Raw genomic sequence first — 14,640 nt, forward strand, 5'->3', positions numbered from 1 at the left:
TTATTAAGTCGTCACCACGAGGTGACACTCAACAAACAACGAAGCATCAATGAACAAGGAGTTCAAACATGAAAGCAATTACTCTGGAATCCCGCAAAATCGCAAACCTGGCTTTTCTGGTTGCACCTAAAACCCGATAAGTAGGGCTGCCGCTGGGTATTGCCGGCTACCCAGCGTCTTTTGATGACCTATCCAGAGAGCCTTGCCTGAACATGCAGATAAATCCCTATCTATTCATATTGCCGCGCACGCCCGGCCAAATAGTCTGGAACTATAAAAATCACACGCAACATGAACTTGACCTGGACTATTCATCTCGCCTCGCACAACTAATCCACAATCCCGAGCTGTACGATAACGACAACATCATAGATACACAGCTACTCAATGCCGGAATACTGACAACATCGACAATAAACAACCCAGTCTGGGGCTGGGATGAACTGTCGAAGATTTATCACATCGGCACCCGCAACATTCCCCGCGAATATATTCCGGGAAATATTCATGAATGGGCCAGACAATACCTGGAACATTGCAACGAAGTGCTCGCCTCCTCGCCCCCCGCCGATGACACGGCTGAGCGCGCTTCAGGCAGACGCATCGCTCTCCCCGCGTCGTCGACACTGCATGACGACAGTCTGTCGAACGCCCTGACCCGGCGAAAAACCTGCCGGTCCTTCACCGGTTCAGCCGTTCGGCTGAGTGATGTCGGCTCCTTGCTGTACCTGACTCTCGGCTATCTGCGCGAGCGCGAAGGCGATTGCGACGACAGCATCGCCGAAGGACTCGCCGCCCGCCGCAGCAGCCCTTCCGGTGGCGGGCTCAATGCCTGCGAAGGTTACCTGCTGATCCAGAACGTCGAAGGCCTGGCACCTGGCGTATATGCCTATCACCCGGCCGAACACGCCTTGAGCCTGATCAACCCGTCGCCCGACACAGCGCTGGGCAATCTGCTGGGAGGCCAGCACTTCATCAACAACCTGCCACTGGGCCTGTTCATCACCGCCCGCTTCGACAGGCTCTGGTGGAAATATCCCCACTCACGCGCCTATCGAATGGCGTTCGTCGAGGCCGGGCATCTCTCACAGACGTTTCAACTGGCCGCCACCGCGCTAGGCATGAACACCTGGCTGACAGGCGCATTTACCGACGATCAGGTCGACACATTGCTGCAACTCGAAAACGGTACCGAGCAACCGCTGTTCTTTGTCGGTTGCGGCGAAAGCGACGGTCAGGCGATGTGCCAGGAAATGCGCGACCTGTTGCACGAGACGCAAACATGAGCCTGCTCTCCCAAGCACCGGTCTTCGAGTTTTCACTGAGCGACTGGAACACCCGCGCTTCGGTACGTACCAGCGCCCACGATTACCGCTTGCCGCCTGATATCGCGCAACAACTGGAAACCCGTCATTGGTTCCCGCCGGCATTTCTGCCCTATCTCGCCCACCCGGCCATCGAAGCGGCGGGACGATCGATAGTGCATCGGCTCACGGCCAGTCATCTGGTGCACTTTCTCGACTACACCACGTTGCTTGAACACTGCATCGTCAATCGCGCCGTGGAAGTCATCGTCCACGGCGAACTGCCGGTCGATGTTCCGCCCTCCATGAAAACCGCCGCGCTGCAGCTCTACACCGATGAGGGCTATCACGCCCTGTTCTCCCATCAGGTCGCGGAACAGATCGCCGGGTTCTACGCCATCACCGGGCGTCCGGTGATGCCCAGGCGCATCACGCGGATGAACGGGCTGATCGCCAGAACCCCTCAAGAGCAGCGACCGCTGACAGGGTTCCTGCTCGGCTTCGTCTCGGAAACCATCATTGCCCGGGAGCTGCTCGACGTCTGCCGGGACAGCCTGGTGTCCGGGGTCAACGACATGCTGCGCGATCACCTCACGGACGAAGCGCGCCACAGTCGCTATTTCACTGAAGTGTTCCACTACCTCTGGCTGCACCTGGGCGCACAACAACGAACCTTCACCGCAGCCACCCTGCTTGAGATCCTCGGAATCTTCTTCGAAATCGATGAACCGTGGCTGCAACAAAGCCTGTGCAACGCCGGGATTGCCGACAGCGTCGTGACGGAGATACTCGGCAAGCTGGTAACGGTACAAGCCGCCCGGTTGCGCACACGGGCAGGCAGCATCGCCACGTTGAATGCACTGAAGAAAGCCGGATTTTTCGCCGACCCACAAAACCAGATACTTTTCGCCAAGGCAGGATTGATCGATGGATAAAGGAAAATCCGGGGTGACGACCCGACAACGTCACGGGGCCGTCAGCCTGTTGCTGGCGATGGTGTTGCTGGGGGTCTTTCCGCTGGATGTCCTGCTGCCTTCGTTCCCGGCACTGGCCGAACACTTTCGCAGTACTCCGGCAGACATCGCGCTGTCCATCAGCCTGTTCGCCGTCGGTATCGCCTTCGCCCAGTTGCTGATCGGGCCGCTGTCGGATGTGATCGGTCGCAAGGGCCTGCTGCTCGCCGGCATGAGCGTTTCAATGCTCGGCGCCCTCGGGTGTGTGATGACCTCGGACTATTCGCTGTTCCTGATATTCCGGGTCGTTCAGGCGCTGGGATGTGGTTGTTTCGTGCTGTCCCAGGCACTGGTCCAGGATCTGTTCGAAGGCGAGGAACGCGATCGTCTGCGAATCCTGATGGTCACTGCCGGCGGGATTTTCATCTCGGTATCACCACTGGCAGGCACGTTTTTGCAGGCAACACTGGGCTGGCGTGGCAGCTTCTGGGTGTTCATCGCATTATCCGTCGTGGTGCTGCTCAAGGCCTGGTTGTTTCTGGAAAACACCCGACCGAGCGCCAGTGGCACACGTACGAACTTCCTCACGGCTTACCGACGGGTCCTGGGGGATTTCGACTTCGTCGGCTACTGGCTGATTTCGGCATTTGCGTTCGCCTGCCACTTTTCATTCATCGTGATCTCGCCGCTGATCTTCATGGACCGGCTGCAACTGTCCGCCTACGAATTTTCCTTGATCCTGCTGATCTACGGTGCGGCATACGTCACGGGGGGCATCCTCGCCAGCGTGCTGAGCAGGCGCATCACCAGCGGCCAGCAGATGGTCGTCGGCCTGAGCCTGATCCTGTTCGCCGGGGTGAGCATGCTGTACCTGTCATCGAGCTTTGCACTGGCTCCGGCGACAGTGCTGATCCCGATGCTGATCTGCACCGCCGGCACCACCATTGCCCGACCGGCCGCCACCTCCCGGGCCATGAGCCTGTTTCCGGACAACGCCGGCACCTCGGCCTCGGCCGGCAGCACAATCACTTTCATCTGCGGCGGTTTGATCAGTGCCTTGATCAGTCTGAGCCCGACCAACCTGCAATCCACCCTGGGTTACAGCTTTGTCTTGCTCAGTGGTGTGGCGCTCGCCTTGAACAACCGGATCAGCCGCCGCGCCAGAATCCTGCAAACCGGTGCCATCGCACAGCCGGGTGGCGATTAAACCTGCCAGTCGTCATTCCGCACGGGGCGTCAGCGCTGGAACAACGTTTTGCGCCATTCCCTCCTGACGCCAGCGGTGTAGAATCGCGAGATTCATCGCCATTCATCCCCGGCGGGTTTATGAGCTCAGGCTGAGACCAGCGGCGATCCCGCAACGTCATCGGCAACTTCAGGACACACGGCCATTTCTGAGTGTTCCAGACGTCAATAGAAGCTCACTCCCTTTTGATACCTGATTAGCCGCCCGGAGTGCTCCATGCCAGATTACCGTTCGAAAACATCCACCCACGGCCGCAACATGGCCGGCGCCCGCGCACTGTGGCGCGCCACCGGGATGAAAGATGACGACTTCAAGAAGCCGATCATCGCGATTGCCAACTCCTTCACCCAGTTCGTACCGGGCCACGTTCACCTGAAGGATCTGGGCCAACTGGTTGCCCGTGAAATCGAACGCGCCGGTGGCGTGGCGAAAGAATTCAACACCATCGCCGTGGACGACGGCATCGCCATGGGCCACGACGGCATGCTGTATTCGCTGCCGAGCCGCGAGATCATCGCTGACTCCGTCGAGTACATGGTCAATGCCCACTGCGCCGACGCCATCGTCTGCATCTCGAACTGCGACAAGATCACCCCGGGCATGCTGATGGCCGCCCTGCGCCTGAACATTCCGGTGATCTTCGTCTCCGGCGGCCCGATGGAAGCCGGCAAGACCAAACTGGCCAGCCACGGTCTCGACCTCGTCGACGCCATGGTCATCGCCGCCGACTCCAGCGCTTCTGACGAGAAGGTTGCCGAGTACGAGCGCAGCGCCTGCCCGACCTGCGGTTCGTGCTCCGGCATGTTCACCGCCAACTCGATGAACTGCCTGACCGAAGCCCTGGGCCTCGCATTGCCGGGCAACGGTTCGACCCTCGCCACCCACAGTGACCGCGAACAGCTGTTCCTGCAGGCCGGCCGCACCATCGTCGAACTGTGCAAACGCTATTACGGTGAGAACGACGAGTCGGTACTGCCGCGCAACATCGCCAACTTCAAGGCGTTCGAAAACGCCATGATGCTCGACATCGCCATGGGCGGTTCGACCAACACCATCCTGCACTTGCTCGCCGCTGCCCAGGAAGCCGAGATCGCGTTCGACCTGCGCGACATCGATCGCCTGTCGCGCGTAGTGCCGCAACTGTGCAAAGTCGCGCCGAACATCCAGAAGTACCACATGGAAGACGTGCACCGCGCCGGCGGCATCTTCAGCATCCTCGGTTCGCTGGCCCGTGGCGGCCTGCTGCACACCGACCTGCCGACCGTGCACAGCCGCAGCATGGAAGAAGCCATCGCCAAGTGGGACATCACCCAGACCGACGATGAAGCCGTGCACCATTTCTTCAAGGCAGGCCCGGCCGGCATTCCGACGCAGACCGCGTTCAGCCAGTCGACCCGTTGGGAAACCCTGGACGACGACCGTGAAAACGGCTGCATCCGCAGTTTCGAACACGCCTACTCGAAAGAAGGCGGCCTGGCCGTGCTGTACGGCAACATCGCCCTCGACGGCTGCGTGGTGAAAACCGCCGGCGTCGATGAATCGATCCACGTCTTCGAAGGCAACGCGAAGATCTTCGAAAGCCAAGACAGCGCCGTGCGTGGCATCCTCGCCGACGAAGTGAAGGAAGGCGACATCGTCATCATTCGCTACGAAGGCCCGAAAGGCGGCCCGGGCATGCAGGAAATGCTCTACCCGACGTCGTACCTGAAATCCAAAGGACTGGGCAAAGCCTGCGCCCTGCTGACCGATGGCCGTTTCTCCGGCGGCACCTCCGGCCTGTCCATCGGCCACGCTTCGCCAGAAGCTGCAGCCGGCGGCGCGATCGGTCTGGTACAGGACGGTGACAAGGTGCTGATCGACATTCCGAACCGCTCGATCAACCTGTTGATCAGCGACGAAGAACTGGCGGCACGCCGGGTCGAGCAGGACAAGAAGGGCTGGAAACCGGTGGAAATACGTCCACGCAAAGTGACCACCGCCCTCAAGGCCTACGCCCTGCTGGCCACCAGCGCCGACAAGGGTGCGGTGCGTAACAAGGCGATGCTCGACGGGCTGTGATACTTAACCGTCGCGCATAAAAATGCCCCGCCAAGTGCGGGGCATTTTTTTGCCTTGAGGATTACTGAATCTCTTCCGGCTTCACGATCACCCAGTTCTTGTCCGCCGTCACCGGCAAACCTTCCTTCGCCTGCGCCGCTGCGTGTTTGGCCATCATGCCGTTGAGCTGAGTCATGTACTTGTCCTTGCGGTTGACCCACAAGTGAATGCCGCCCTTGGCCACGTCGACACTGTGGAACAGCATGTAGCCGTCGCTGCTCGGGGTGTCGCCGCCCACCAGCACCGGTTTTTTCCATTCGTCGATGTAGGTCAGGATCGCCGCGTGCTTGCCGGCCATCCAGGTCGCCGGGGTCCACAGGTAAGGCGTCAGTTCCAGGCCGAGGTTGGCCTTCTCGTCATACTTGCCGGCGGTGATCTGCTTGCGCGCGGTGGTCAGTTCGCCGGTCTTCGGGTCCTTGAGCAGCAGCGATACACCGATCACGTTCTGCGGTTTGACGTTGTAGCCATACTTCGGATCGGCCGCGACCATCCGTACCAGTTCTTCGGAGGCGGCGGTCATCACGTAGACCTCGATGCCGTTCTCCATCAACTTGTTGTACAGCTCGGCCTGACCGGCGAAGACTTTCGGCGGCTGGACGTCGAGGTTCTTCACCACATCGCCATCGTAATAAGTCGCCGGTACCGGTTTGCCCGACGCCATCAGCTCATCGACGTAGCCTTTGAGTTCCTTGAGGGTGAAACCGGAGAACACCTGCGCGACCCATGGATAACAGACCATGTCGTCGACTTCGCAGAGGCGGTAGTAGTAGCTGAACAGGCTTTCCTTGTGGTCGGCGGTGTCCTTGAACGGCATCAGTTTCAGGGAGGGATCGAGCTTGTCGCGGGTGATCAGGCCCTTGTTTTCCATGAACGGCAGCAACGACTCTTCGAGGTCGTAGCGGTAACTGGTGTTGTCCATGTCGAACACCGCGTAGTTACCCTTGTTGGCGTTGGCGGCGATCATCGCATCCAGCGCCTTGGCCTGATCCGCCGGCCAGTGTTTCAGGTCGGTGGCGAACGCCTGAGTGGCCAGGCCCATCCCCACAGTCAGCGCGACAGCCAGAAATTTCGGTGCAAACTTCATGGACACTTCTCCCTGAGTCAAAGAAATCGACGCTAACAAATAAATGTGACAGTCCTCGTCTGTCAGCGACCGTCCGCGTCCCTTCCGCGCCAGTTGCATCCCCGAGAGCGACACCCGCTTATTCCAAAAACGACGGACGACCTTCGATTTCGGTATTAATTCATTGGAAATCAAACTGTTAGGCTTGCCGGTTCGCAACAGCCCCGGAAGGTTGTTGGCACAGTCTTTTCTGGAGTCCTCATGAATCTGCCCCTGATTCTCAACTTGCTGGTGTTCCTCGCCCTGCTCTTCGGTCTGGCACAAACCCGTCACACCTCGTGGAGCCTGGCGAAAAAAGTCCTGCTCGCGCTGGTGCTGGGCGTGGCATTCGGCGTCGCGCTGCACACGATTTACGGTGCCGGCAACCCGGTACTGAAAGCCTCGATCGGCTGGTTCGATCTGGTCGGCAACGGTTACGTGCAACTGCTGCAAATGATTGTGATCCCGCTGGTGTTCGCTTCGATCCTCAGCGCCGTGGCCCGTCTGCACAACGCTTCGTCGCTGGGCAAGATCAGCTTCCTGACCATCGGCACGTTGCTGTTCACCACCGCAATTGCGGCGCTGATCGGCATCGGCCTGACCAACCTGTTCGGCCTGACCGCCGAAGGCCTGGTCGCCGGCACTCAGGAAATGGCCCGTCTGCAAACCATTCAGACCGACTATGCCGGCAAGGTCGCCGACCTGAATGTGCCGCAACTGCTGCTGTCGTTCATCCCGCAGAACCCGTTCGCCGATCTGGCCCGGGCCAAGCCGACGTCGATCATCAGCGTGGTGATCTTCGCCGCATTCCTGGGGGTTGCCGCGCTGCAACTGCTCAAGGATGACGTCGAGAAAGGTCAGAAAGTGATCAACGCCATCGACACCCTGCAAGCCTGGGTGATGCGTCTGGTGCGCCTGGTGATGAAGCTGACCCCGTACGGCGTGCTGGCGCTGATGACCAAAGTGGTGGCGGGTTCCAACCTGCAAGACATCATCAAGCTCGGCAGTTTTGTGGTGGTGTCGTACCTCGGTCTGGGCCTGATGTTCGTGGTGCATGGCCTGCTGGTGTCGGCGGCCGGGATCAACCCGCTGCGTTTCTTCCGCAAGATCTGGCCGGTGCTGACGTTCGCGTTCACCAGCCGTTCCAGCGCCGCGAGCATCCCGCTGAGCATCGAAGCGCAGACCCGTCGTCTGGGCATTCCGCAATCGGTTGCAAGCTTCGCAGCCTCGTTCGGCGCGACCATCGGCCAGAACGGCTGCGCCGGTCTGTACCCGGCAATGTTGGCGGTGATGGTTGCACCAACGGTCGGCATCAACCCGCTGGATCCGCTGTGGATCGCGACGCTGGTGGCGATTGTGACCTTGAGTTCAGCCGGTGTGGCGGGCGTGGGTGGCGGTGCGACCTTCGCGGCACTGATCGTGCTGCCGGCCATGGGCTTGCCGGTTTCGCTGGTGGCGTTGCTGATTTCGGTCGAGCCGCTGATCGACATGGGTCGTACGGCGCTGAACGTGAGTGGTTCGATCACCGCTGGCGCGATTACCAGCCAGGTGATGCAGCAGACCGACAAGGCCCTGCTGGATGCCGATGAGCATGCGGAGCTTGCTCAGGCTTGATTGACGTTGTAGCGAGGGAGCGTGCTCCCTCGCTACAGATTCAGGCTTTTTCCCAGACTTCGAAGTTGTAAGCCGGTTTGTCGCCTTCAGCCGGATTCGGCACGTTCGACACCAGTTTCCACTGGTTGAGATCGAACTCCGGAAACCACGCATCGCCTTCCGGGCTCAGCGCCACACGGGTCAGATACAGACGATCCGCCTGCGCCAGCCCCTGCGCATACAGTTGCGCCCCGCCAATCAGCATCAATTCATCGACGCCCTGCTCTTTCGCCCACTCTTCGGCGCGAACCACGGCGGCTTCCAGCGACGGATAGACTTCCGCCCCTTCCAGCACCAGACCGGCCTGACGGCTGACCACGATATTCAGACGGCCCGGCAGCGGACGCCCGAGCGAATCCCAGGTCTTGCGGCCCATGATGATCGGCTTGCCGAGCGTCGTGGCCTTGAAGTATTTGAAGTCCCCCGGCAGGTGCCAGGGCATGCTGTTGTCGACGCCGATCACACGGTTTTCACCGAGGGCTGCGATCAGGCTGAGGGGGAGTGATTTAGTCATGCCGGCGAGGATACCAGAGCCGCCCTTACCCCGATAAGCGCCACAGCGGTTATGCTCACGGCTCAATCAAGCAACGGGATGCCGCGTGACTGAACTGACTCCACTGCAAAACCTATGGCTCACCGAAACCGTGCGCCTGCGCGAAGAACACGCAGGCCCGCTGGACGATCTGGAAGCCAATCGCCTGGCCCGCGCGGCCGGCGGCGATCTGCCGAGCCGCATTCAGCGCCGGGCCTTGTGGCTGGCCGAGCGCGATGGGCTGACCTCTGCGCTCAAGCACTGGCTGCAAGGCGCGCGCCTGGCGCTGCTGTTGATGGTGCTGCTGGCCTGCGTGACCGGTGCCGGGATGGCCTTCTCCACACTTGGCGACGGCACGCGAGCGGTGAATATTTTCTGGGCGCTGGGCACATTGCTCGGGGTGAATCTGATCCTGCTGCTGAGCTGGCTGTTCGGCCTGCTGTTCGCCGGCGAACACGGCGCAGCACTCGGCCGGCTGTGGCTATGGCTCAGCGAAAAATTTGCCCGGGATGCCAAAGCCGCGCAACTACCACCCGCGCTGCTGGTATTGCTGCAACGGCACAAACTCAACCGCTGGGCGCTCGGTACGCTGGTCAATGGCCTGTGGCTGCTGATTATGCTCAGTGCCTTGAGCATGCTGGTACTGATGATGGCCGCCCGACGCTATGACTTCATCTGGGAAAGCACGTTATTCGGCGCCGACTTCTTCACCGCCCTGACGGATGCATTGGCGGTCATTCCCAATACGTTGGGTTGGTCTGCACCACGTGTGGACATGATTCGCGTAACGCTGGATACCGATTACAACCGCGAACTGGTTCGTCAGTCCTGGGCGATCTGGCTGGTCGGTGCGGTGTTGATCTATGGGGTTCTGCCACGGCTGGCCTTGATGCTGTTCTGCCGCTGGCGCTGGAAACGCGGGCGCGATCGCTTGCGTCTGGACCTGAACCTGCCCGGTTACGCCCAACTGCGCGAACGCCTGATGCCGACCAGCGAACGCCTCGGCATCACCGACCCTGAGCCTGCGCAACTGCACCGCGTTGAAAGCTCAGTCGGCGAACACGCCAGCGATGGCGCATTACTCGTAGCAATCGAACTCGACGATCAGCACCCATGGCCACCGACACTGCCGAAAAACGTCAGCAACGCCGGCATCCTCGATAGTCGTGAATCACGCAACAAACTGCTCGAACAGCTCAGCCGCTTCCCGCCAGCGCGCCTCGCAATTGCCTGCGATCCACGGCGCTCGCCGGATCGCGGCAGTCTTGCGCTGATCGCCGAGCTGGCGCGCAATGCCGCCGCGACCCGCGTCTGGCTGTTGCAGGCACCATCGGGACAGGCGCTGGACGCCGAGCGTTTGGGCGACTGGCACGTGGCGTTGCAACAACTCGAACTGCCATTTGCCGATTGCGCCCCGTTGAACTGGCTGGAGCACGGACATGACTGACGCCTGGAAAGCACCGCTGAAACTGGCGGTGGTCGGCCACACCAACGTCGGCAAGACTTCGCTGCTGCGCACCCTGACTCGCGACGTCGGCTTCGGCGAAGTCTCCCATCGCCCGAGCACCACGCGACATGTCGAAGGCGCGCGATTGTCGGTGGATGGCGAACCGTTGCTCGACCTCTACGATACACCCGGTCTGGAAGATGCCATCGCCCTGCTGGATTTTCTCGAACGACTGGAACGCCCCGGCGAACGCCTCGATGGCCCGGCGCGACTGGCGCGTTTTCTCGACGGCAGCGAAGCGCGCCAGCGTTTCGAACAGGAAGCCAAGGTGCTGCGGCAACTGCTCGATTCCGATGCCGGCCTGTACGTGATCGACGCCCGCGAACCAGTGCTGGCCAAGTACCGCGACGAACTGGAAGTGCTGGCCAGTTGCGGCAAACCGTTGCTGCCGGTACTGAATTTCGTCAGCAGCGCCAACCACCGCGAACCGGACTGGCGCGAAGCACTGGCGCGTCTCGGCCTGCATGCGCTGGTGCGTTTCGACAGCGTCGCCCCGCCCGAAGACGGCGAGCGACGACTGTATGAAAGCCTTGCGTTGCTACTGGAAAATGCCCGCCCACAACTTGAACGCCTGATCGCCGATCAACAGGCCCAACGCCTCGCCCGCGAACAAAGTGCCGCACGCCTGATCGCCGAATTGCTGATTGACTGTGCTGCCTGCCGGCGCAGTGTGGCGAGCAACGCTGAACAGGAACAACAGGCCATCAGCGAACTGCGCAAGGCCGTGCGCCAACGCGAGCAGAAATGCGTCGAAGCGCTGCTCAAGCTGTACGCTTTCCGTCCGCAAGACGCTGCCGCCAGCGATCTGCCGCTGCTCGACGGGCGTTGGGGCGATGACCTGTTCAATCCGGAAACCCTCAAGCAACTGGGCGTGCGGGTCGGCGGCGGGATTGCGGCCGGTGCAGCCGCCGGAGCGGGTGTGGATTTGCTGGTGGGCGGCATCACCCTCGGCGCCGCCGCCCTGGCCGGCGCAATTGCCGGCGGCGCCCTGCAAACCGCCCGCAGTTATGGCAATCGCCTGCTCGGAAAGATCAAAGGGCAGCGAGAGTTGACGGTAGACGACAACGTGTTGCGCCTCTTGGCATTACGTCAACGGCAACTGCTGCAAGCGCTGAATGCCCGCGGGCATGCAGCGATGGACGCCGTTCAGGTGGCGACGCCGCTAGACAAGACCTGGCGCGAGGGTAAGTTGCCGGAAGCGCTGAACAAGGCGCGGGCGCATCCGCAATGGTCTTCGCTCAATCCGCATCCCAAGCTGAATCAGGCGGAACGGCAGGAGCAGATCGAGTTGCTGGCTGTAGATTTATAGTGGCTGACCTTAGGCCGCCAGAACCCGCGCCGCTTTGTCTTTCAGCACACCCAGATCCATCACCGGCACGGCCATTTCCTTCGCCAGCTCATCCCACTGGCGCATCCTCAGACTGACGGCGCACAGCGGATCCTGCTCGAACGCATCCGCTTCGGCCTCCGTCATCACCCCGCCCTGATATTCCAGGGTGCGGCGGCTGGCTTCGCTCAAGCGTTCGTAATAACCCGTCTCCCTGAGCGTCAGATAACGCTTGGCCTGAACGTGATACTCCACCAACCGCGCCATGCGTTCACTGAAGCCGGCCTCACGCAAATAGTCCGCGCCAAGGCGCTCGTGGCTGACCACGCCATAACCGCCCATGTTCTCCGCGCCCTCGGCACACAAATGACCGATGTCGTGGAAGAACGCGGCGAGCACCACTTCATCGTCAAAGCCTTCGGCGATGGCCAGTTGCGCAGCCTGGGACATGTGCTCGATCTGTGACACCGGTTCGCCGATGTAGTCGCTGGCGCCGAACCGCTCATAGAGCCCGAACACCCGGTCGATGACTTGCTCGTGACTCAACATCAATTATCTCCAAACAGCTGTGCAACATTGCCCTCGGCCATGGCCGGGGCGACGCTCATGCCGACGCCGCTGTGCATCAGCGCCACACTCAGCCCCGGCGCCGGACGCAGGAAGGAAAACGGCCCCGGTCCACGGGAACCATAGACACCCTGCCAGCGCTCGACCACTTGCACCTTGCAGCCGAGGGTCTGTTCGGCCAGTTCGAGCATCCAGTTGTCGACCTGCTCGGCGTTGAACGGCGACGGATCGCTGCCGTAGTGGTGCGAGTCGCCGATGATCAGCTCGCCATACGGCGTCGGGCTGATCAGCAGGTGAATACCGTTTTCCTGCAGATGCGGTTGTTCGCGCAGGATCTGCGCCTGCACCGCTGCGGCTTCCGGCAAGTCGGCGAAGGCGCCGTAGTGCACGCAGCTGAGGCCAGTGAGCAAGGCATGTTGCAGGTTCAGGTCGATCTGCGGCCGGGCGCGGAGCATTTGCAGGCGGCAGATCTGTGGGTCGAGGGCGGCAATCGGCTCGGCCAGCAAGGTCTGATAATCATGACCGGAACAGACGATGATCTGCTCGGCGGTGAAGATCCCGGCGGTGCTGTGCAGACGCCCCGGCTCGACATCGCGCACCAGCGTCGAGAAGTGGAACTCGACGTTGAGTTCGCGACGCAGGTAATCGATCAGCGCCGGAATCGCTTCCCGGGAATACAGTTGTTGATCGTCCATCCCGTGCAGCGCGGCGCGGTGATGGCTGAACTGGCCGCCATACAGATCGCGCAATTCGGTACCGCGCAGCAGCTCGACGCGATAGTCATGCTCCACGGCGCGCCCGGCGCAGAAGGCTTCGAGCAAGTGCTCTTCGGCCTCGGTGCGGGCGAACAGGTACGAGCCGTTGCGCTTGAGTTGCAGGCCGGCGAGCTGTGCCCACTGGCCCCAGATCTCGCGGCTGGCCTTGGCCAGTTCGAGCATCGGGCCCGGTGGCTGTCCGGTGACCAGTGCCTGGCCGAAGTTGCGTACCGACGCGCCGAGTGGCGTAGCGGTGCGCTCGAAAACCGTGACCTTGAGACCACGCCGGGCGGCGGCGTAGGCGTGGGACAGGCCGAGGATGCCGGCGCCGACGATCAGCAAGTCTTTGTGTTGTGTCATGAAGCCCCCAATGATCGTTCCCGCGTCCAGGCGCTTGATCGTTCCCACGTCGAGGCGTCGAACCGTCTGCGTGGGAATGAATACCGTGACGCTCTGCGTCACAGAGGACGCGGAGCGTCCTTGGCTGCATTCCCACGCGGAGCGTGGGAACGATCAACGCTCCGTCAGGGAACGATCGGGTAAGAAGATTTACTTGGCGACCACTTTCTCGGACTTGCCGTCATAGCGCTTGCGCCATTCGGTCAGGATCTCGTCGCGGTTCTTCGAGGCCCAGGCAAAGTCGTTCTTGATCAGGCGCTGCTCATAATCAGCCGGCAGTTCGGTCTGCGGCTTGGCGATGCCAGGCTGTGCGAGGACGGCGAAGTTTTCCTTGTACAGATCCATCGCCGGAGCGCTGGCGGAGAAGTCAGCCAGTTTCTTCGCAGCCTCTTCGTGCGGCGTGCCTTTGATCACGGCAGTCGCTTCGATCTCCCAGCCCAGGCCTTCCTTCGGCAGGATGATGTCCAGCGGCGCACCCTGGCGTTTCAACTGTACGGCCGGGTATTCGAAGGAAATCCCGATCGGGAACTCACCGGCAGCCGCCAGTTTGCAAGGCTTGGAACCGGAGTGAACGTACTGGCCGATGTTCTGGTGCAGACCGTCCATGTAAGCCCAGCCCTGCTTCTCGCCGAAGGTTTGCAGCCAGGCGCTGACGTCGAGGAAACCGGTGCCGGACGAGGCCGGGTTCGGCATCACGATCTTGCCTTTGTACTCAGGCTTGGTCAGGTCCTGCCAGCTCACCGGTTTGGTCAGGCCTTGTTTCTCGGCCTCGACGGTGTTGAAGCAGATGGTCGCAGCCCAGACGTCCATACCGACCCAGGCTGGCGGGTTGGCGGCGTCGCGGTAGTTCGCGCCGATCTTGCCCAGATCCTTCGGCGCATAGCTTTGCAGCATGCCTTGCTGATCGAGGATCGCCAGGCTCGATGCCGCCAGACCCCACACCGCATCAGCCTGTGGACGCTCTTTCTCGGCCAACAGCTTGGCGGTGATGATCCCGGTGGAATCGCGCACCCACTTGATCTCGACGTCCGGGTTGGCCTTTTCGAACGCAGCCTTGTAGGCGGTCAGTTGTTCGGCTTCGAGGGCGGTGTACACCGTCAACTCGGTTTTTGCCGCGAAGGCATTCAGGCTGAAAGTAGCGAGCACAGCAGCGGCCAGGGCCATAGGCTTGAACATGATCGTTTTCCTGTCTTGAGTT

Annotated in this window: 12 protein-coding genes; 7 read left to right on the forward strand and 5 right to left on the reverse strand. The window is 61.2% G+C overall.

The window, feature by feature from the left end:
• The first annotated feature begins 212 nt into the window (after positions 1–212).
• The 4 genes from AC07VV_RS09365 (at position 213) to ilvD (ending at position 5,561) form a co-directional block, all read left to right on the forward strand.
• Positions 213–1,286, forward strand: a complete 1,074-nt coding sequence (locus AC07VV_RS09365; protein WP_495036069.1) for a SagB family peptide dehydrogenase — start codon at positions 213–215, stop codon at positions 1,284–1,286.
• The gene (locus AC07VV_RS09370) at positions 1,283–2,239 is read left to right on the forward strand and encodes a diiron oxygenase (protein ID WP_495036070.1); all 957 of its coding nucleotides are present in this window, start codon (positions 1,283–1,285) and stop codon (positions 2,237–2,239) included. Before AC07VV_RS09365 ends, AC07VV_RS09370 begins: the two co-directional genes overlap by 4 nt.
• Positions 2,232–3,464: a multidrug effflux MFS transporter gene (locus tag AC07VV_RS09375; protein WP_495036071.1), complete on the forward strand. Its 1,233-nt coding sequence runs from the start codon at positions 2,232–2,234 to the stop codon at positions 3,462–3,464. The genes AC07VV_RS09370 and AC07VV_RS09375 overlap by 8 nt, the downstream gene beginning before the upstream one ends.
• Positions 3,465–3,719: 255 nt before the next feature.
• Positions 3,720–5,561 carry a dihydroxy-acid dehydratase gene (ilvD, locus tag AC07VV_RS09380; RefSeq protein WP_096817537.1) on the forward strand — a complete coding sequence of 614 codons (1,842 nt, stop codon included), beginning with the start codon at positions 3,720–3,722 and terminating at the stop codon, positions 5,559–5,561.
• A 61-nt stretch (positions 5,562–5,622) separates the two neighbouring features.
• Here ilvD and AC07VV_RS09385 read toward each other — a convergent pair whose 3' ends face one another.
• Positions 5,623–6,684 carry an HAD family hydrolase gene (locus AC07VV_RS09385; protein ID WP_096817534.1) on the reverse strand — a complete coding sequence of 354 codons (1,062 nt, stop codon included), beginning with the start codon at positions 6,682–6,684 and terminating at the stop codon, positions 5,623–5,625.
• 240 nt (positions 6,685–6,924) lie between these two features.
• Between AC07VV_RS09385 and AC07VV_RS09390 the strand changes: the two genes are divergently transcribed.
• The gene (locus AC07VV_RS09390; RefSeq protein WP_085689555.1) at positions 6,925–8,316 is read left to right on the forward strand and encodes an L-cystine transporter; all 1,392 of its coding nucleotides are present in this window, start codon (positions 6,925–6,927) and stop codon (positions 8,314–8,316) included.
• A 40-nt stretch (positions 8,317–8,356) separates the two neighbouring features.
• Here the strand turns inward: AC07VV_RS09390 and AC07VV_RS09395 are convergent, their stop codons facing one another.
• Entirely contained in the window at positions 8,357–8,869 is a 513-nt protein-coding gene (locus AC07VV_RS09395; RefSeq protein ID WP_007953436.1) for a dihydrofolate reductase, read from the reverse strand.
• A gap of 85 nt (positions 8,870–8,954) precedes the next feature.
• Between AC07VV_RS09395 and AC07VV_RS09400 the strand changes: the two genes are divergently transcribed.
• Together AC07VV_RS09400 and AC07VV_RS09405 are read left to right on the forward strand one after the other, a co-directional pair.
• Positions 8,955–10,334, forward strand: a complete 1,380-nt coding sequence (locus AC07VV_RS09400; RefSeq protein WP_495036072.1) for a DUF2868 domain-containing protein — start codon at positions 8,955–8,957, stop codon at positions 10,332–10,334.
• Positions 10,327–11,703 (forward strand): GTPase/DUF3482 domain-containing protein, encoded by a 1,377-nt coding sequence (locus AC07VV_RS09405; protein WP_495036073.1) that lies wholly within the window; start codon positions 10,327–10,329, stop codon positions 11,701–11,703. Before AC07VV_RS09400 ends, AC07VV_RS09405 begins: the two co-directional genes overlap by 8 nt.
• Before the next feature lie 9 nt (positions 11,704–11,712).
• Here the strand turns inward: AC07VV_RS09405 and AC07VV_RS09410 are convergent, their stop codons facing one another.
• From AC07VV_RS09410 to AC07VV_RS09420, 3 genes are all read right to left on the reverse strand, one after another.
• Positions 11,713–12,270 (reverse strand): phosphonate degradation HD-domain oxygenase, encoded by a 558-nt coding sequence (locus AC07VV_RS09410; protein ID WP_495036074.1) that lies wholly within the window; start codon positions 12,268–12,270, stop codon positions 11,713–11,715.
• Positions 12,270–13,403, reverse strand: a complete 1,134-nt coding sequence (locus AC07VV_RS09415) for a TIGR03364 family FAD-dependent oxidoreductase (RefSeq protein ID WP_495036075.1) — start codon at positions 13,401–13,403, stop codon at positions 12,270–12,272. The genes AC07VV_RS09410 and AC07VV_RS09415 overlap by 1 nt, the downstream gene beginning before the upstream one ends.
• Positions 13,404–13,592: 189 nt before the next feature.
• Positions 13,593–14,618, reverse strand: coding sequence for a putative 2-aminoethylphosphonate ABC transporter substrate-binding protein (locus AC07VV_RS09420; protein WP_134828424.1), 1,026 nt, complete (start codon positions 14,616–14,618; stop codon positions 13,593–13,595).
• Positions 14,619–14,640 lie beyond the last annotated feature (22 nt).

The sequence above is a fragment of the Pseudomonas sp. GW821-FHT02C04 genome (assembly GCF_059421845.1).